This window comes from Microbacterium sp. B19(2022) (assembly GCF_012030385.1).
In the GTDB taxonomy this organism is placed as follows: domain Bacteria; phylum Actinomycetota; class Actinomycetes; order Actinomycetales; family Microbacteriaceae; genus Microbacterium; species Microbacterium oxydans_B.
In genome coordinates this window covers 42,548-60,189 of record NZ_JAAUVO010000002.1, presented here as the reverse complement: position 1 = coordinate 60,189, position 17,642 = coordinate 42,548, and the positions used below count along the sequence as shown (strand labels likewise).

The following is a 17,642-nucleotide window of genomic DNA, read 5'->3' as shown; positions in this document are numbered from 1 at the left end:
GGACGTCCGCAGGGGGCCGGGTCGTACGTATGAGGCCGGGTCGACCTCGGGAATCAGCTCGCGACGATGAGGCCCTGGGTCGCGGTGCGCGCGGCCTCGAAGCGGCGCTGCACGTCGGGCCAGTTCACGAGGTTCCAGAACGCCTTGACGTAGTCGGCACGCACGTTGAGGTAGTCGAGGTAGTAGGCGTGCTCCCAGACGTCGAGCTGCAGCAGCGGGATGACGCCGAGGGGCGCGTTGCCCTGCTGGTCGAACAGCTGGAAGATCACGGGGCGGGCGCTCACGCTGTCCCAGGCCAGCACGGCCCAGCCCGACCCCTGCACACCCAGCGCCGTCGCGGTGAAGTGCGCGCGGAAGGCGTCGATCGATCCGAACGCGTCGACCAGCGCGGCCTCGAGCTCGCCCTCGGGAGCGCCGCCGCCCTCGGGCGAGAGGTTCTGCCAGAACACCGAGTGGTTGATGTGGCCGCCGAGGTTGAACGCGAGGTCCTTCTCGAGCTTGTTGACGTTCGCGAGGTCACCCGCGCTGCGGGCCGTCGCGAGCTGCTCGAGTGCCGTGTTCGCACCGGTCACGTAGGCCTGGTGGTGCTTGGAGTGGTGCAGCTCCATGATCTTGCCGGAGATGTGCGGCTCGAGTGCCGAGTAGTCGTAGGGCAGCTCGGGGAGTGTGTAGAGAGTGGACATGGCGTCTTCCTTTCGATGATGTTCAGTGGTGGGTGTCGTGCGGGAGGGCGTGGAAGCGGCGGTCGAGGTACACGAGCGGGCGTCCTTGCGGCCCCGCCACAACTTCGAGGACCTCGGCGATCACGACCGTCGACGAGCCGACGGCCACGGTCTGCAGGGTGCGGCAGCGCAGGGCGGCCCGCGCCGAGGCGAGGTGCGGCTCCCCCGTCTCCAGCGCCGACCACCCCTGCTCGGGCGTGAAGCGCTCGGAGCCGCTGACCGCGAAGCTCTGTGCGAGGGCGGAGTGCTCGTCGTCGATGAGGTGGACGACGAACGTGTCGGCTCCGAGGATCGCGCCCGCAGAGCCGGTCGCACGAGTGACCGAGAACACGATCGCCGCGGGGTCGACCGCGACGGAGGCGACACTCGACGCCGTGAGCCCGACGGGGCCCTCCGGAGTGGTTGCGGTGATGATCGCGACGCCGGCGGGATGCGTGCGGAACGCGGCCTTGAGCCCTTCGCCGACCGGCGTGGGTACGGGTGTCGCGGTCATCGGACGGCCTCCGTCATCTGCGTCAGTTTCGCGTGCGCGAGCATCTCCGCGCGATCGACGAGCTTCGTCCGCTCTCGTCCGCGCTCCGCACCGGCACCGCGTTCGGCCGCATCGATGCGCAGCCAGCCGTCGAAGTCGACGGCGTGGTCGACGTGGGTGAGCGGGTCCTCCCCGGGCGCGATCGGCTCGGCGTCGGCGAGGTCGTCGACGAGGTGACGCACGGTCTGCGCGGCATCCGACTTGGTCGAGCCGATGAGTCCGACCGGCCCGCGCTTGATCCAGCCGGTCGCGTACAGTCGCGGGATCGGTGCGCCCGCCGCATCCACGACCCGCCCCTCGGCGTGCGGAACTACTCCGAGATCGGCGTCGAACGGCATCCCGGGAACGGGTGTCGAACGATAGCCCACGGCCCGGTACACGGCTCCGACGTCGTAACGCAGCAGCTCGCCGGTGCCGACCATCCGGCCCAGCTCGTCGGATGCCGTGCGCTCCATCTCGATGCCGGTCACGCGGTCCGTGCCCAGGAGGCGCACGGGACGCTGGCGCAGGTGCAGGTGGATGCGGCGTGAAGCCGTGCGGCTCGCGGGGTCGAGAGCTGCCCACTCGGTCATGGTGCGCACGATGATGCGACGCTGGGAGAACTGCGCGACCATCCGCTCGGCGTGCTCGTCCAGGGCGAGCTCATCCGGGTCGACGATCACGTCGACGTCGTCCTGCTCGGCCAGCTCGCGCAGCTCCATCGCCGAGAACCGCACGTCAGCAGGACCGCGCCGGGCGAACAGGTGCACGTCGCGCAGCGGGCTGGCGGCGAGCTGATCGAGCACGGTATCCGGAGTGTCGGTGTGGGTCAGCGCCGAGGCGTGCTTCGCGAGGATGCGCGTCACGTCGAGGGCGACGTTGCCCGCCCCGAGCACCGCGACCGACTCCGCCTCAAGGGGCCAGGTGCGCGGCGCATCGGGATGCCCGTCGTACCAGAACACGAAATCGGCCGCGCCGAAGGATCCGGGCAGGTCGATACCGGGGATGTCGAGGTGCACATCGAGGTCGGCGCCTGTTGCGACGATGACGCCGTCGTATGCTGCTCGGAGGTCTTCGATCGCGACGTCGACGCCGATCTCGACGTTGCACAGCAGCCGGATGCGCGGGTTCACGAGCACGTCGTGCAGGGCATCGGTGATCTTGCGGATGCGCGGGTGATCCGGCGCGACGCCGTAGCGGACCAGGCCGTAGGGGGCCGGAAGCTTCTCGAACAGGTCGATCGACGCGGTCGGGGCGAGTCCGAGGAGGATGTCGGCGGCGTAGATGCCGGCCGGCCCTGCTCCGACGATGGCGATGCGCGGTTCGGCGACGGTCATGCGTGTTCCCCCTGTGGTGCGAGCGCGGCGATGATCGGGTGGTCGAAGGCGAGCATCCCCGTCTTGGCGGCGCCTCCGGGCGAGCCGATCTCGTCGAAGAACTCGACGTTCGCCTTGTAGTAGTCCTGCCATTCGTCGGGCACGTCGTCTTCGTAGTAGATGGCCTCGACCGGGCACACCGGTTCGCAGGCGCCGCAATCCACGCACTCGTCGGGGTGGATGTACAACGACCGTTCACCCTCGTAGATGCAGTCGACGGGACACTCGTCGATGCAGGCCTTGTCCTTCACATCGACGCACGGCAGAGCGATCACATAGGTCATCGCGGGGTCTTCGTTCGGGTCACGCTGTCCTCGTTCGGGTAGATCGGCCCTTTTCGGGGCCACAGGACAACCGTAAAACCTAAAGTACACTTGAGGTCAAATCGAGGAAGAGGTCTCCGGATGAGCCCGCACGCACCCGACGAGCCGCTGACGATCGGCGAGATGACCCGACGCACCGGCGTCGCCGCCTCCGCCCTGCACTTCTACGAGACCCTCGGCCTCATCGCCTCGACCCGCACGCCCGGCAATCAGCGCCGCTACGCCCGGCACATGCTGCGCCGCGTGTCGCTCATCACGGTCGCCAAACGCCTCGGCATCCCGCTGTCCGACGTGCAGTCCGCGTTCGCCGACGTGCCGCTGACCGAGACCCCGAGCCACGCCGACTGGCAGAAGGCTTCACGCCGCTGGAAGCGCGAGCTCGAGAAGCGCCGCGAGGGCATCGAGCGCCTCGAACGCGAACTCACCGGATGCATCGGCTGCGGCTGCCTGTCGATGAAGGCGTGCGGACTGCTCAACCCCGACGACGCCCTCGCGACGCAGGGCGTCGGTCCGCAGCGGCTGCAGGACTGAGGAGCAGGCTTCGTAGATCGACGGAGCACTACGCCTGTGAAAGACGTAGAATGGTCGCAGCCCGCCCCCGCTGGGGGTAGGGAAGTAGAAGCCGGGACCCCCGCCCCTCTGGACGGGACCCGGCTTTCGCGCGTCTAGAGCTCGATCTGTTCGATGGTCGTCGATGAGCTCACGGCATCGAACCAGTCGCTCCTGCCGCCGGATATCTTCTCCCCCAGCGCACCGAGTACCTGATCGGCAATCCAGACCATCGGCTCTTCGCTGGGCTGCGCGTGATCGATCCGAAGCCCCCGCGTCGAAATCCGCGATCGTCGCGATAGATGCGTCCCTGGCGCGCCTGTCCTGGTTTCGCCAATGGAGTTTCGGTCCACGTCGAGGAAGACGCTGTAGTCGGGCACGCATGTCTTCACAGCGTGAGGCATCTGCGACCGCAGCGCCGAGAAGGTAGGAAGGACGCTCCACACCCGCCGTCCGGTAAGACTCGTCTCCCCACGCCTGCAGCACGAGCGAGTTCATCGTCCAAGGTTAGGTGTCGATGTCGCGCGCTCGGCCTGCATACCGGAACGCGGGTGCACCTTCGGGGCAACCCCGAAAGACGAATGCGGCCGGGTCAGCGCACCTCGAAGTCGGCGGAGAGGAGCACGTCGTCGCGCGAGCTCGGACCCACCAGCAACTCGAACGCGCCGGCCTCGACGATGCGGTTGCCCGCGGCATCCACGATCGTGCAGTCGGCCACGGGCAACTCGACGCGCACGCGGGCGGACTCCTCTGGCGCGATGTCGACCTGACGGAAGGTCTTGAGCTCCTTGTCGGTCCAGCTGACACTCGTGACGGAGTCGCGCACGTAGACCTGCACCGTCTCGCGCACCGGCCGCGTGCCGGTGTTCGCCACCGTGACATGCCCGACGATGGTGTCGGACTCCCCCAGGGCCGCCTCCTCCAGCTCCAGGTCGGAGTACTCGACCGTCGTGTACGACAGCCCCTCGCCGAACGCCCAGGCGGGCGACTGCGTGAGGTCGGCGTAGCGGTCGCCGTGCTGTCCGCGGATCTGGTTGTAGTACGTCGGCTGCTGGCCGACGTGGCGGGCGAACGAGATCGGCAGCCGGCCCGACGGCTCGACGGCCCCCGAGATGATCTCGGCGAGCGCGCGCCCACCCTGCATCCCCGGGTTGGCCGCCCAGATCACGGCGGCGGCCCGGGATGCGGATGCCGGCAGCACGAGCGGCTTCGAGGCGAGCAGCACGATGACGACCGGCTTCCCGGTCGCGATGAGCGCGTCGATCAGCGCGTTCTGCCCGCCGATCAGCTCGAGCGTCGCGGTCGACCGCCCTTCGCCGACGAGTTCGATCCGGTCACCCACGACCGCCACGACCACGTCGGAGTCGGATGCCGCAGCCACGGCTTCCGCGATCAGCTCCGCATCCGGCTCGCAGGCCTTCACCACCGGGGGTCGCGGCTGGTGATCGGGGAAGAAGGCCCCCTTGGGGTCTTCCTGGAGCGTGAGGATTTCGGCACCGCGGGCGTGGGTGACGGTCCAGCCGTCGATCGCCTGCAGCCCGTCGAGCACGGTCGTGATCATCTCGCGCGGCTGTCCGTCGAGCCACCCGGCCTGACCCGAGCCGCCGGCCCAGTCGCCGAGCTGCGTCTGCGCGTCGTCGGCGAGCGGGCCGGTGACCGCGATCTTCAGTGGCGCGGCGGCGTCGAGCGGCAGCACCCCGTCGTTTTCCAGCAGCACGATCGAGCGGCGGGCCGTCTCGAGGTTCAGCTCGGCGTGCGCGACACTGCCGACCACGGCATCCAGCTCGTCGCCCGGCAACCGCGGGTTCTCGAAGAGTCCGAGCTCGAACTTGAGCGTGAGGATGCGGGCGGCTGCGGCGTCGAAGGCGTCCTCGGCGAGCATCCCGCGGGCCACGGCATCCAGTGCCCCCTCGTAGAAGGCGGGAGTGGTCATGATCATGTCGTTGCCGGCCCGCACCGCCGCAGCGGCCGCGTGCGTGATGTCGGGCTGGATCCGCTGCTCCCACACCATGCGTCCGACGTTGTCCCAGTCGGTGATGAGCGTGCCGGTGTACCCCCACTCGCCGCGCAGCACGTCGCTGAGCAGCCAGTCGTTGGTCGTGATCGGCACGCCGTCGGTGGTCTGGTAGCCGAGCATGAACGTGCGGCATCCCTCGCGGGCGACGCGCTCGAACGGCGGCAGGAACCAGGAGATGAGCTTGCGCCGCGAGATGTCGGCCTCGCTCGCGTCGCGCCCACCCTGCGTCTCGGAGTATCCGGCGAAGTGCTTGGCGGTCGCGAGGATCGCGGTCGGGTCGTCTAGGCCGTCGCCCTGGTAGCCGCGCACCATCGCCGATGCCAGCTCACCGATCAGGAACGGGTCTTCGCCGAAGGTCTCGCTGATGCGACCCCAGCGCAGGTCGCGGGCGATGCACAGCACGGGCGAGAACGTCCAGTGGATGCCGGTGATCGCCACCTCCTCCGCCGTCGCGCGGGCCACCCGCTCGAGCAGATCGGCATCCCACGACGCGGCCATGCCCAGCTGGGTCGGGTAGATCGTGGCCCCCGGCCAGAACGAGTGCCCGTGGATGCAGTCCTCCGCCACGAGGAGCGGGATGCGGAGCCGGGTCTGCGCCGTCAGCTCGTTGGCCTGCAGGATGCGTTCGGGAGAGGTGTGCAGGATCGAGCCGGCGTGCCGCCGGGCGATGTGGTCGTCGAGGTCGTCGCGCGCGTCGAGCTGCAGCATCTGCCCGACCTTCTCCTCCAGCGTCATCCGGCTGAGGAGGTCGGCCACGCGCTCGGGGATCGAGAGGGCGGGGTCCTGGTAGGGAAGAACGGTGGTCAGGGTCTGAGAGGTCATCACTTCGTGTTCTGGGTCGAGGTCTTCGAGGAGTCGGAGGTGTCGGGCGAGGCCGCCGACGTTACGGGATCGGGGCTCTTCTGCGGCAGGGGCACGCTGCGGACGGCCGTGACGGCGTCGTTCACGTTCAGCCCCTTCTTCTTCATCGCCCTGGCCCGCTCTCCGGCGGAGCGCAGGCGCGGGTTGACGTACTCGTCGATGCCGAAGTTGATCAGCGAGAGGGCGACGCCGATGATCGCGATGCACAGCCCGGCGGGCACGTACCACCACCACAGCCGCGGGAACGCGCCGTTCTGCTGTGCCCAGAACAGGATGGTGCCCCAGTTGAGGTTGCTCACCGGGATCACGCCGATGAAGGCCAGCGTGGTGAGGCCGAGGATGGCCGCGGTCACGGTGCCGACGAAGCTCGAGGCGATGAGCGCCATGAGGTTCGGCAGCATCTCGACCGTGATGATGCGGCGCAGCGGCTCTCCGTTGGCCCGGGCAGCTTGGATGAAGTCGCGGTTGCGCAGCGACATCGTCTGGGCGCGCAACACACGCGCACCCCACGCCCACCCGGTGAGCCCGAGCACCGCGGCGATCACGATCAGCGGTGGGTTCTCGAACTGCGACGCGATGATGATGATCAGCGGGATGCCGGGGATCACCAGGAACACGTTGGTCAGCGCCGAGAGCGACTCGCTCTTCCAGCCGCGCACGTAGCCGGCGATCACACCGATCGTGATGGCGATGATCGTGGCGATGAAGGCGGCGAGGAAGCCGACGACGATCACGCCGCGGGTGCCGTAGATGATCTGGCTCAGCACGTCCTCCCCCATGTGCGTCGTGCCCAGCCAGTGCTCCCAGGAGGGCGGCTGGCGGAGCGCCGTGCGGTCCTTCTGGGTGGGCCCGTAGGGGGCGATCCACGGGGCGAGGATCGCGACGAGCACGAACACCCCGAGGATGATGAGCCCGGCGATCGACTTGGGGTTGCGGAACATCGCGAACGCCTGGGCGAGCTGGGACCAGAACGTCTTGCGCGGAGGCACATCGCTCGGCGGGGTGCGCAGAGTGGCGGTCTCGGGCATGCCGGAGACGACGGCCGATCCGTCGGGCGCGGTGCTCGCTGCGGTGGTGGGAACGGTCATGTCAGGACTCCATCTGGCGCGTGCGCGGGTCGAGGTAGGCGTAGACGACATCCGCGAGGATGTTGGCCACGAGCACCGACAGCGTGATCACGAGGAACACGCCCTGCATGAGGGCGAAGTCCTTGGCGTTGGTCGCGTCGAGCAGGAGCTTGCCGACACCCGGGTAGCTGAAGACCATCTCCATCACGATCGTGCCGCCGACGATGAAGCCGATCGACAGCGCGAAGCTCTGGATCTGCGGCAGCACCGCATTGCGGGCGGCATAGCCCCAGAGCACCCGCTTGTTCGGCATGCCCTTCGCCTGCGCGACGGTGATGTAGTCGTCGTCGAGCACGGTCAGCATCATGTTGCGCATGCCGAGCACCCAGCCACCGAGCGAGGCGACCACGATGGTCAGCGCCGGCAGGGTGCCGTGCATGATCACCTGGCCGATGAAGTCGAAGCTCCACTCCGGCGATTGCCCCTTGTCGTAGGCGTGCGACGAGGGGAACCACTTCAGGGTCGACGAGAAGATCGCGATCGCGATGAGTCCGAGCCAGAAGTACGGGATCGTGTTGAAGAAGGTCGTCACGGGGATGATCGCGTCGAGCCTGCTGCCGCGCTTCCATCCGACGATCGCACCCGCGACCGTGCCGATCGTGAACGAGATGATCGTCGCGATGCCGACGAGTCCCAGCGTCCACGGCAGGGCCGCGGCGAGCACCTCGGCGACCGGGCGCAGGCCGTGCAGCGTCGAGATGCCGAGGTCGCCGCGCAGCAGCATCCCCCAGTACTCGATGTACTGCTGCCAGATCGACTTGTCGGTGTCGATTCCGAGCAGGATGCGCAGCGCTTCCTCGGCCTCGGGGCTCACGCTGCGGTTGCGCGCGAGGTAGGAGCTGACCGCGTCACCCTTCATGAGGCGCGGCAGGAAGAAGTTGATCGTGATGGCCGCCCACAGCGTGAACAGGTAGAAGCCCGCGCGTCCGGCGAAGAAGCGCCACGGGACCTTGCGGCTTCCGCGCTCGGCCGTGGTCGCGGTGGTGCCGACCTCGAGCGCGTCGCGGGAGACGAGGTCGTTGTCGTCGAGCTGGGGGAACGCGGTGCTCACAGTGCGCCTCCGGTCGATGCTGCCTGTGCGAAGAACTTGTCCGGGTCGGGGGAAGCGGATCGCAGCTCGCGCGTGTACGGGTCCTGCGGATTGAGGATCACATCGTCGGCGGCGCCGTACTCCACGACACGTCCCTGGTTGAGCACCATGATCTCGTCGCTGAAGTGGCGGGCGGTCGCCAGGTCGTGCGTGATGTAGAGCACGCCGAGCCCCTCCTCCCGCTGCAGGTCGGCGAGCAGGTTCAGCACGCCGAGGCGGATGGAGACGTCGAGCATCGAGACGGGCTCGTCGGCGAGCAGGAGCGAGGGGCGGGAGGCCAGGGCGCGGGCGATCGCCACGCGCTGCCGCTGCCCGCCGGAGAGCTCGTGCGGGCGACGGTCGATCACGGCATCGGCATCCAGCCGCACACGGTCGAGGAGTCGACGCACCTCGTCCTCGGTCTCCTTCTTCGGCACCACGTCGTCGAGGCGGATCGGGCGCTCCAGGTGATACCGGATCGAGTGGTACGGGTTGAGCGAGGCGAACGGGTCCTGGAACACCATGCGCAGTTGCTGCCGGTACTTCCGCAGCCCCTTGCCGCGACGGGGGATCGGCGTGCCGTCGAGTAGAACCTCGCCGCTGGTCGGGGTCTCGAGCTGGGTGAGGATCTTCGCGATCGTGGACTTGCCGCTGCCGGACTGGCCGACCAGGCCGATCGTCTGGCCCGAGGTGAGGGTGAAGCTCACGTCGTCGAGCGCCTTGATCTGGCCGGCGCCGCGGACGTTGTACGCCTTCGTGACGTTCCGGAATTCGAGGGTGGTCATCGCACCAGCACCCCTCTCTCCCCGGTCAGCCGGGGGAACGACGACAGCAGCGTCTTCGTGTACTCGTGCTCGGGCTGGGTCCAGATGCGCTCGGCCGTGGCGAGCTCGATGATCTCGCCCTCGCGCATGATCGCGATCCGGTCGCTGATCTCCAGAAGGAGAGGAAGGTCGTGGGTGATGAAGATCACCGAGAAGCCGAACTCGTGCCGCAGCTGCGAGATCTGCTTCAGGATCTCCCTCTGCACCAGAACATCGAGCGCGGTGGTCGGCTCGTCCATCACCATGAGCTGCGGCCGCAGGGCGAGGGCCATCGCGATCATGACGCGCTGGCGCATGCCGCCGGACAGCTCGTGCGGGAAGGAGCGGATGCGCTGGCGGCCGACCTTCACGATCTCGAGCAGTTCCTCGGCCTCGGCCCGCCGCTGCTTGCGGTTCATGTCGGGGCGATGGATCTCGTACACGTCCTCCAGCTGCGAGCCGATCGTCGCGACCGGGTTCAGGGCGTTCATCGCCCCCTGGAACACCATCGACACCTTGTCCCAGCGGAACCGCTGCATGGCATCCACGTCGAGCGCATTGATGTCGATGTCGACACCGGTCGCATCGTGGAAGGTGACGCTGCCGCTCGTGATGACGGCCGGGGCACGCAGCAGTCGCTGCACCCCGTAGGCGAGCGTGGTCTTGCCGCATCCGCTCTCGCCGGCGAGTCCGAGGATCTCGCCGCGCTGCAGTTCGAGGGTGACGTTCTTCACCGCCTCGACGGGCGGATCGACGTCGTACACGACCGAGAAGTCGCGCACGCTGAGCAGGGGGTCTGGCATGGGGGTGTCCTTCGTCGACCTGATCGGGGAGCCCGCGCCGCTGCGGGCCGCGGGCTCCCCTGCAGGATGGTGCTTACTCGGCGGGCTTCAGCTTCGTGAGGATCTGCACGATGTTCTGCTGCGTCGGGTCGGCGGACGCGTACGGGTCCTCCTCCGACGGCCAGCCCACGTAGTTGCGGGTGTTGAACTCGCCCAGGAGCGGGTGCGCGCCCAGCGGGATGGCCGGCACCTGCTCGGAGAAGATCGTCTGCAGCGTGTCGAGTGCCGCGGTGCGCTCCTCATCCGACGAGGCGTTCGCGTAGGAGTTCAGCGCCGCTGTGGCCTCGGGGTCGTCGAAGCGACCGAAGTTGAAGCCGGCCTTGCCGTCCGAGATCCAGCGCGGGTCCATGGTCGAGGTGTAGAGGCCGTAGGCCGTGCCGCTGTCCTCGAGCCAGTGGATGATCGCCGAGAAGGTGCCGTTGTCGCGCGGGTCCGCCCATCCGCCCCAGTCGGGCATGTCGATCTTGACCTCGGCGCCGATGGCATCGGTCACGTCTTCGGCGATGAGCTCCTGCGCGGTGTTCCAGTCGCTCCACCCCGAGGGGACCGAGAGCGTGAACGAGACGGGCGCACCGTCGGGGTCGATCAGCGCGTCGTCCTTCCAGGTGTAGCCGGCGGTCTCGAGCAGGTCGCGGGCCTTCTCGGCATCGACCGAGTAGTCCACGTCCTTGAATTCGGGCTGCACCTCGTCTTCGAGGATCGACGACAGTCCGGTCACCGACCAGACGGCCTCGCTGGCACCCTCGCGGGCGATGTCGACGTAGGCGTCGCGGTCGATCACCCAGGCGAGCGCCTGACGGAAGGCCGGGTCGTCGAACGGCTTCTGCTGCAGGTTCATGAACAGCGTCGCCGAGCCGGTGGTGGGAGCTGCCCAGAACTTGTTGTGCTCGGGGTCGACCGACAGGAACTGCTCCTCGATCTGCGGGATGAACGCCTGCGCCCAGTCGGCGTCGCCGTTGGCGAGAGCGGTGGTCAGCGCGGTGTTGTCGCCGTACGAGACGTAGTGCAGCTGGGGCACCGAGAGGTCGCCGCCCCAGTAGTCGTCGCGGGCGTCGAGGGTGACCGACTCGGTCGACCAGTTCGACAGCACGTAGGGACCGGTGCCGACCAGGTCGTCGCCCTTGACGGGGTTCGTGGCCGGGTCGTCGAGGTTCTCCCAGATGTGCTTCGGGACGATCGGCACGTGCAGGGCGCGGGCCTGGTTGACGTACTTCGACGCGGCGAAGGTCAGGACGACGTTGTCACCCTCGACGACGGCGCTGTCGAGCTGGAGGCCGGCCGTGTCGAGCGCGGGCGTGGAGGCGAGCTCGTACGAGTAGACGATGTCGTCGGCGGTGAACGGCTCGCCGTCGCTCCAGGTGACATCCTTGCGCGGCACGACCGTGAGGACGGTGTAGTCGTCGTTCCACTCGATGCTCTCGGCGAGCCAGGGGGTGACTCCGCGGTCGCCGGTCTGGTTCACGAGGGCGAGGGTCTCGAAGATCACCTTGCCGTAGCCGTACTTCGAGGCGGACGAGTCGCCGACGAACGGGTTGTTGGATTCGGTGGTGATCGCGCCGTCGGGCTTCGCGATCGTGAGGGCGGCGCCGCCGGCAGCACTGCCGGAGTCGTCGTTCCCTCCGGCGGAGCATCCGGCGAGGGCCGAGATTCCGAGGGCGGTGATCGCGGTCGCCGCGATCAGAGACTTTCTGAGCTTCATTGCTTCTCCTTGGGCACGGTCGTTGTGCTGTGTCACCGGTGGATGGGGGTCCGCCGGCCTTCGTGATTTGCTTACTGTCGAGAAAGTAAGCTTCCGTGAGGTTACCGAGGAGTAAGTTGGTTCGCAAGCACGGCTTGCGAGAGAGAGGAGGCCGCGGTGGCAGACAGCGACCAGACCGTCCGCGTGCGCCCGGCGACCCTCGCGAAACGCGAGCAGATCCTCAAGGCAGCGGTCGAGATCTTCGGCAACAAGGGCTCGACCAACGGCACCCTCGCCGATGTCGCCGATCAGGTCGGGATCACCCATGCCGGGGTGCTCCATCACTTCGGGTCGAAGCAGAAGCTGCTGCTCGAGGTGCTCTCGTACCGCGATCAGACAGACGTCGCCGAACTCGCCGAGAAGCACATCCCCGGCGGCCCCGAGCTCTTCCTGCACCTGGTGCGCACGGCCTACGCCAACGAGCGGCGCCCCGGCATCGTGCAGGCCTACACCGTGCTCTCGTCGGAATCCGTGACCGACGACCACCCCGGCCGCGAGTACTTCGAGGATCGGTACACGACCCTCCGGCGCGAGGTCACCGCCGCCTTCCACGAGCTGTGCGCCCAGGAGGGCGTGCGCGATCCCGACACGATCGCCGACGCGGCGGCCGCGATCCTCGCCGTGATGGACGGGCTGCAGCTGCAGTGGCTCCTGCACCCCGGAACCGTCGAGCTGGGCGGGGCGAGCGAGTTCGCGATCCGGGCGATCGTGAACGCGGTGCTGCATCCGGGGCCGGAGCTGTCGACCTACAGCCACCCCTGATCCGACCGGGCGTCACCGCTAGGCTCGGGCCATGACGATCGACCTCGAAGCGCTGTACATCGACCTGCATCAGCATCCGGAGCTCTCGTTCCAGGAGACGCGCACCGCCGGCATCGCCGCCCAGCATCTGCGCGATCTCGGTCTCGAGGTCGAAGAAGGTGTGGGCGTCACCGGCGTCATCGGCGTGCTGCGCAACGGCGACGGGCCGGTCGTGTGGGCGCGCGCCGACATGGACGCGCTGCCGGTCGAGGAGCAGACCGGGCTCGCGTACGCCAGCACCGCGCACGGCGTCGACCCTGCGGGGACGACCGTCCCCGTCATGCACGCCTGCGGCCACGACATGCACGTCACGGCGATGATCGGCGCCGTCGAGAAGCTCGTCGCCGAGCGCGACCAGTGGTCGGGCACTCTCGTCGTGGTGATCCAGCCGGCTGAGGAGTACGGCGCGGGCGCACGGGCGATGCTCGACGCCGGCATCCTCGACCGCTACCCGAAGCCCGACATCGTGCTCGGGCAGCACGTCACCCCGCTGCCCGCCGGCATCATCGGCGTGCGCAGCGGCACCCAGATGGCGGCATCCGACGGACTGACCGTGACGCTGCACGGGCGCGGCGGTCACGGCTCCCGCCCGCACGCCACGATCGACCCGGTGGTCATGGCCGCGGCGACCGTGATGCGCCTGCAGACCATCACATCGCGCGAGATCGACCCGCAGGGCGTGGCCGTCGTGACGGTCGGCTCGATCCACGCCGGGCTCAAGAACAACATCATCCCCGCCGAGGCGAAGCTCGAACTCAGCCTGCGCTACCCGAACGAAGAGGCGCGCGAGAAGGTGCTCGCGAGCGTCGAGCGCATCGTGCGCGCCGAAGCCGCGGCGTCCGGCGCCGAGCGGGAGCCCGAGATCCGCACCGACCACACCCTTCCCGCCACGATCAACGACGAGGATGCCACGGCGCGGGTGACCGCAGCACTGCAGCGTGCCCTCGGCGAAGCATCCGTCATCGACCCCGGCATGTTCACCGGCAGCGAGGACGTCTCGTGGTTCGCGCGGGATGCCGGAGCGCCGCTGGTGTTCTGGTTCTGGGGCGGCATCGACCCGGTCCGTTTCGCCGAGGCGAGCGCGGCCGGGCGCCTCGAGAAGGACATCCCGACCAACCACTCCCCGTTCTTCGCCCCCGAGATCCACCCGACGATCGAAGTCGGCGTCACGGCACTGTCGGCCGCGGCGCGGGAGTTCCTCGGCTGAACCCGCGGGCTCGGCTCGGCTGACGGGGTCGCGCTCCCGTCGGAGAAACGCGCTCCCGTCGCACTTTCGGGCGGGAAATGGCCGACAGAAGTGCGGATCTCCGCGGCCGGCGCGGCGCGAGAGAGCGCGTGTCCCCCGAATGGCCGATAGCGCCGCGCATCGGATGTCCGCCATGATGACGGGATGGTTCCTCGGAAGGGCTCTGCCTCGAGGTCGGAGCGGACTTTCCTGGAGGTACCTCGTGCTCATGCCGTACGCCATCGGTGACGGGCCCTGTCGTTGACCGCGCCGAATCAACCCACGGACGATCTCTCCGACTTCGCGGATTTGATAACCCGCGAGCAGGAGTTCGCTTCCTCTCGCGATCTCGATCCGGAGGCCCACAGGCGAGGCCGACGCCGGGGGCTTCTCATCACCGCCGCCTGCGTGGTGCTGCTGCTGGCTGCGACCGGAGGGTACATCGCGTGGGCTCTCACCGCGCCGGTGAAACCGCCGGCGGTGACGACGCAGATACCCCCGGTGCCGGTCGGCGGTGCCGCGTCCATCGCGGCGGTTCCCGCGGGCGCTTCGGCGATCAGCATCTCCGGCGCGGACGAATACCTGGGTGAGGGGGCGAGCGGAATCTGGTCGTCGAGCGGAACCGGCGAACCTCTCCCCATCGCGAGCATCACCAAGCTCATCACCGCGCTGGTCATCCTCGACGCCGTCCCGCTCGCCTCCGCTGACGACCCCGGGCCCACGATCACTTTCAGCGAGTCCGACAACGACCTCTACGACCGGTACTACGTGCTGGGCGCCACCATCGCCCCCATGCCCACAGGCACCTCGATGTCACTGCACGATGCCCTGGCCGCCATGCTGATCCCTTCGGCGAGCAACTACGCCGAGGCACTGTCCTCCCACATCTTCGGATCGCAGAACGCGTTCCTCGGCGCGACTCGCGACTGGCTCTCCGCCCACGGCTTGACAGGCACCACCATCACCGAGCCCACCGGCATCAGCCCGCGCAATACGAGCACGACTGCCGACCTCCTGGCCATCGGGAAGCTGGCCGCGGCGAATCCGACGATCGCTCAGATCGTCGCGACCCCGTCGATCTCCCTCCCCGGCGCCGGCCAGCTGTACAACACCAACGGCCTGCTCGGAACGAGCGGGATCACGGGGATGAAGACGGGCACCCTGGGCCACGGCACGTACAGCCTGCTGTACACCGCGACTCTCGTCGTGGGTGCCGACGAACCACTCGCGGTGACCGGCGTCATCCTCGGAGGACCGACGCGCGAGTCCGTGAACGGCAGCGTGCTCGCCACCCTGGACAGCATCCGTACCGGCTTCCACGAGGTGCCCGTCGCAACATCCGGACAGGAGGTCGGCACGATCACGACACCCTGGGGCTCCACCGCCCAGCTGGTCATCGGCGAGGACGCAGCGGTCTTCACCTGGTCGGACACTCCGATCGTCGCGACGATGGACATCGAGACCCCGCCGACCTACCGCGACGGCTCGGTCGTGGGGAGCGTCACCTGGACCGCCGGCCCGCACACCGTCACTGCCCCGGTCGAGATCAAGGGGAACGTCGACCCGCCGTCCGAGTGGTGGCGGCTCACCCACCCGTCAGAGCTCGGCTGAGCGGCGGGAGACCGAGGGCTGAGGCGGCCCGCTCGTGCGAGCGTGAATCGCACTTCCGTCGGTGAATCGCGCTCCAGCCGGACGTACTGCCACGAAACGTGCGCGGGAAGTGCGGTTGGCCGCGGCGGGCGCGAGCAGCGACGACGTAGACAGGCGCCGCGGGGCTAGACCCCGACGACCCGAGGGTCGACGGGGGCGGGCGGTGTCGCGCGCGGCGCAGGGGGCGGCGGCGGAGCGAGCTGACGTTGGGGCACGCCGTGCGCCTCGCGGTGCAGGCGCTCCATGCGGCTGTCGAGTTCGGAGGCGGCATCCGCGGCATCCGACAGGCTGTCGACGAGGTGCGAGGGCACCTGGTTCGAGAACTTGTAATAGATCTTGTGCTCGAGACTGGCCCAGAAGTCCATCGCGATCGTGCGGAACTGCACCTCGACCGGCACCGCCAGCGCGCCGGTCGACAGGAACACGGGCACCTCGATGATGGCGTGCAGGCTCTTGTAGCCGTTGTCCTTCGGGTGCGCGATGTAGTCCTTGACGGTGCGCACCGTGACGTCGTCCTGCGCGGTGAGCAGATCGAACAGGCGGTACACGTCGGCGACGAAACTGCAGGTCACACGCACGCCGGCGATGTCGGTGATCTCGGCGCGGATGCGGTCGAAGTCGGGCTCGTCGATGCCCTTGCGGGCGAGCTTCTCGACGATGCTGTCCGGCGACTTCAGACGGCTCTTCACGTGCTCGATCGGGTTGTACGCGTGATCGTGCGTGAACTCGTCACGGAGGATCGAGATCTTGGTCTCGACCTCGCGCATCCCGAACTCGTACTCGCGCAGGAACCGCTGCAGCTCGTCACGCAGCTCGCGGGCCTGGTTGATCGTGTCCTCGGTGACGTGAACGGTCGACATGGCATCGACGTTACGCGTTCGTGATCGGAAACCGCTGTGGATACCCGATGTCCTCACGACTCACATGCGGCGGACTCCGGGGAGCGGGGAGGCGACGTCCGTCCGCGCATCGACCAGCTGTTGCCCGGAGAGGACGCCGGGCAGGCCACGCCCGGAGCGGGTCGTGAACAGCAGGACGACCGCGACGAGGAACAGCACGGCCGACGCGAATCCGAAGATCCCGCCGGGCAGCTGAAGAGCGCTGATCCCGCCGAGACCGCCCGCCCAGCGCAGGAGGCGCGCGAACGGCGCCGGCAGCCGGGACCCCGTGTACCGGAGCTGCACGGCGACGTCACCGATCGAACGCCCGCCGATCAGGGTCAGCACCAGGAACAGTGCGGACGGGACGATCGTGGCCGCCGCGGAAGAGAGAGTGCCGTCGAGCACCGCGGCCCGATCCTTCACGACGAACTCCAGCCACACCTGCACGGTCACGCCGGCGCCCATGCTCAGGAATCCGTAGGCGAGGAAGTCGCACAGCATCGCGAGGGCGCGGCGACCGCGGGTGACCGGACGGGGAAGGTCGGCGTCGGGGCGCGCCTCCGCGCCGCGCAGCGACCGCGGGACGACGAGAGCGAGGGTGCAGCCGACGACAGCACCGAGGGTGTTCGTCATCAGATCACCCACGTCGAAGAAGCGATACGCGCAGGGGTAGACACCCCACACCCCGGTCAGCTGCGTCGTCTCGATCAGCAGCGACAGTCCGAATCCGGCGGCGAGCGCCACCAGGATGCCGCGACCGGCGAGGACCCGCACGAAGAAGCCGAGCGGCAGGAACAGCAGCACGTTGAACACCAGCTGCAGCAGGGCCGGCTGCCGCAGCGGGTTGCCCGGCGCCGCGAACGCCTTCTGCACGTCGCGCACGACCGACATCGGATCGGTGATCGCCCCGACGCAGCGGATCGTATCCGGGTCGGGCAGGGGAAGCAGGGTGTACGTCCAGATCGCCCAGAAGTAGATCAGGGCCGACAGCCAGAGCAGAGTGCGCCCGAGGCCGAGCCGCCCGCGCCGCCGGTAGCTGATCGCCACGAACGGCACGAACAGGAGGATGCCGAAAGCCACTCCGATCGCGATGGCGATGAACCCGAGCAGCACCTGATCTTCCACAGCGTGCCAGTGTAGCCGCGGC

Annotated in this window: 17 protein-coding genes; 4 read left to right on the top strand and 13 right to left on the bottom strand. The window is 68.5% G+C overall.

Going from position 1 to position 17,642, the window contains the following annotated elements; all coding sequences use genetic code 11:
• Positions 1-53 precede the first annotated feature (53 nt).
• The 4 genes from HCX50_RS02015 to fdxA are packed head-to-tail and all read right to left on the bottom strand — an operon-like array spanning position 54 to position 2,893.
• Positions 54-683, bottom strand: coding sequence for a superoxide dismutase (locus HCX50_RS02015; RefSeq protein ID WP_167632827.1), 630 nt, complete (start codon positions 681-683; stop codon positions 54-56).
• 22 nt (positions 684-705) lie between these two features.
• Complete coding sequence (locus HCX50_RS02010) at positions 706-1,215, bottom strand: flavin reductase family protein (RefSeq protein WP_167632826.1); 510 nt, start codon at positions 1,213-1,215, stop codon at positions 706-708.
• Complete coding sequence (locus HCX50_RS02005; RefSeq protein WP_167632825.1) at positions 1,212-2,570, bottom strand: FAD-dependent oxidoreductase; 1,359 nt, start codon at positions 2,568-2,570, stop codon at positions 1,212-1,214. The genes HCX50_RS02010 and HCX50_RS02005 overlap by 4 nt, the downstream gene beginning before the upstream one ends.
• Entirely contained in the window at positions 2,567-2,893 is a 327-nt protein-coding gene (fdxA, locus tag HCX50_RS02000; protein ID WP_167632964.1) for a ferredoxin, read from the bottom strand. Before fdxA ends, HCX50_RS02005 begins: the two co-directional genes overlap by 4 nt.
• 120 nt (positions 2,894-3,013) lie before the next feature.
• Between fdxA and soxR the strand changes: the two genes are divergently transcribed.
• The gene (gene soxR, locus HCX50_RS01995) at positions 3,014-3,463 is read left to right on the top strand and encodes a redox-sensitive transcriptional activator SoxR (protein ID WP_167632824.1); all 450 of its coding nucleotides are present in this window, start codon (positions 3,014-3,016) and stop codon (positions 3,461-3,463) included.
• Positions 3,464-3,597: 134 nt separating this feature from the next.
• Here soxR and HCX50_RS01990 read toward each other — a convergent pair whose 3' ends face one another.
• From HCX50_RS01990 to HCX50_RS01960, 7 genes are all read right to left on the bottom strand, one after another.
• On the bottom strand, positions 3,598-3,861 hold the full coding sequence (locus HCX50_RS01990; protein WP_167632823.1) for a hypothetical protein: 264 nt from the start codon (positions 3,859-3,861) through the stop codon (positions 3,598-3,600).
• A gap of 212 nt (positions 3,862-4,073) precedes the next feature.
• Positions 4,074-6,320 carry a glycoside hydrolase family 3 N-terminal domain-containing protein gene (locus HCX50_RS01985; RefSeq protein ID WP_205828729.1) on the bottom strand — a complete coding sequence of 749 codons (2,247 nt, stop codon included), beginning with the start codon at positions 6,318-6,320 and terminating at the stop codon, positions 4,074-4,076.
• The gene (locus HCX50_RS01980) at positions 6,320-7,447 is read right to left on the bottom strand and encodes an ABC transporter permease (RefSeq protein WP_091032704.1); all 1,128 of its coding nucleotides are present in this window, start codon (positions 7,445-7,447) and stop codon (positions 6,320-6,322) included. The genes HCX50_RS01985 and HCX50_RS01980 overlap by 1 nt, the downstream gene beginning before the upstream one ends.
• A gap of 1 nt (position 7,448) precedes the next feature.
• Positions 7,449-8,537, bottom strand: coding sequence for an ABC transporter permease subunit (locus HCX50_RS01975; protein WP_167632822.1), 1,089 nt, complete (start codon positions 8,535-8,537; stop codon positions 7,449-7,451).
• Positions 8,534-9,340 (bottom strand): ABC transporter ATP-binding protein, encoded by an 807-nt coding sequence (locus HCX50_RS01970; RefSeq protein ID WP_167632821.1) that lies wholly within the window; start codon positions 9,338-9,340, stop codon positions 8,534-8,536. Before HCX50_RS01970 ends, HCX50_RS01975 begins: the two co-directional genes overlap by 4 nt.
• On the bottom strand, positions 9,337-10,161 hold the full coding sequence (locus HCX50_RS01965) for an ABC transporter ATP-binding protein (protein WP_091032712.1): 825 nt from the start codon (positions 10,159-10,161) through the stop codon (positions 9,337-9,339). Before HCX50_RS01965 ends, HCX50_RS01970 begins: the two co-directional genes overlap by 4 nt.
• A gap of 73 nt (positions 10,162-10,234) precedes the next feature.
• Entirely contained in the window at positions 10,235-11,899 is a 1,665-nt protein-coding gene (locus HCX50_RS01960) for an ABC transporter substrate-binding protein (RefSeq protein ID WP_167632820.1), read from the bottom strand.
• Between the two features lie 156 nt (positions 11,900-12,055).
• Between HCX50_RS01960 and HCX50_RS01955 the strand changes: the two genes are divergently transcribed.
• From HCX50_RS01955 to HCX50_RS01945, 3 genes are all read left to right on the top strand, one after another.
• Entirely contained in the window at positions 12,056-12,700 is a 645-nt protein-coding gene (locus HCX50_RS01955; protein WP_105710705.1) for a TetR/AcrR family transcriptional regulator, read from the top strand.
• A 31-nt stretch (positions 12,701-12,731) separates the two neighbouring features.
• On the top strand, positions 12,732-13,946 hold the full coding sequence (locus HCX50_RS01950) for an amidohydrolase (RefSeq protein ID WP_167632819.1): 1,215 nt from the start codon (positions 12,732-12,734) through the stop codon (positions 13,944-13,946).
• A 426-nt stretch (positions 13,947-14,372) separates the two neighbouring features.
• Positions 14,373-15,575 (top strand): D-alanyl-D-alanine carboxypeptidase family protein, encoded by a 1,203-nt coding sequence (locus HCX50_RS01945; RefSeq protein ID WP_337748960.1) that lies wholly within the window; start codon positions 14,373-14,375, stop codon positions 15,573-15,575.
• A gap of 164 nt (positions 15,576-15,739) precedes the next feature.
• Here HCX50_RS01945 and HCX50_RS01940 read toward each other — a convergent pair whose 3' ends face one another.
• Together HCX50_RS01940 and HCX50_RS01935 are read right to left on the bottom strand one after the other, a co-directional pair.
• Positions 15,740-16,474, bottom strand: coding sequence for a GTP pyrophosphokinase (locus tag HCX50_RS01940; RefSeq protein ID WP_167632817.1), 735 nt, complete (start codon positions 16,472-16,474; stop codon positions 15,740-15,742).
• A gap of 60 nt (positions 16,475-16,534) precedes the next feature.
• Positions 16,535-17,620, bottom strand: coding sequence for a VanZ family protein (locus HCX50_RS01935; RefSeq protein WP_337748958.1), 1,086 nt, complete (start codon positions 17,618-17,620; stop codon positions 16,535-16,537).
• Positions 17,621-17,642 lie beyond the last annotated feature (22 nt).

Excerpts from the sequence above, each read along its gene's own strand:
- HCX50_RS02015 (WP_167632827.1), bottom strand. The coding sequence starts at position 683 with ATGTCCACTCTCTACACACTCCCCGAGCTGCCCTACGACTACTCGGCA.
- HCX50_RS02010 (WP_167632826.1), bottom strand. The coding sequence starts at position 1,215 with ATGACCGCGACACCCGTACCCACGCCGGTCGGCGAAGGGCTCAAGGCC.
- HCX50_RS02005 (WP_167632825.1), bottom strand. The coding sequence starts at position 2,570 with ATGACCGTCGCCGAACCGCGCATCGCCATCGTCGGAGCAGGGCCGGCC.
- fdxA (WP_167632964.1), bottom strand. The coding sequence starts at position 2,893 with ATGACCTATGTGATCGCTCTGCCGTGCGTCGATGTGAAGGACAAGGCC.
- soxR (WP_167632824.1), top strand. The coding sequence starts at position 3,014 with ATGAGCCCGCACGCACCCGACGAGCCGCTGACGATCGGCGAGATGACC.
- HCX50_RS01985 (WP_205828729.1), bottom strand. The coding sequence starts at position 6,320 with ATGACCTCTCAGACCCTGACCACCGTTCTTCCCTACCAGGACCCCGCC.
- HCX50_RS01980 (WP_091032704.1), bottom strand. The coding sequence starts at position 7,447 with ATGACCGTTCCCACCACCGCAGCGAGCACCGCGCCCGACGGATCGGCC.
- HCX50_RS01970 (WP_167632821.1), bottom strand. The coding sequence starts at position 9,340 with ATGACCACCCTCGAATTCCGGAACGTCACGAAGGCGTACAACGTCCGC.
- HCX50_RS01965 (WP_091032712.1), bottom strand. The coding sequence starts at position 10,161 with ATGCCAGACCCCCTGCTCAGCGTGCGCGACTTCTCGGTCGTGTACGAC.
- HCX50_RS01960 (WP_167632820.1), bottom strand. The coding sequence starts at position 11,899 with ATGAAGCTCAGAAAGTCTCTGATCGCGGCGACCGCGATCACCGCCCTC.
- HCX50_RS01950 (WP_167632819.1), top strand. The coding sequence starts at position 12,732 with ATGACGATCGACCTCGAAGCGCTGTACATCGACCTGCATCAGCATCCG.
- HCX50_RS01940 (WP_167632817.1), bottom strand. The coding sequence starts at position 16,474 with ATGTCGACCGTTCACGTCACCGAGGACACGATCAACCAGGCCCGCGAG.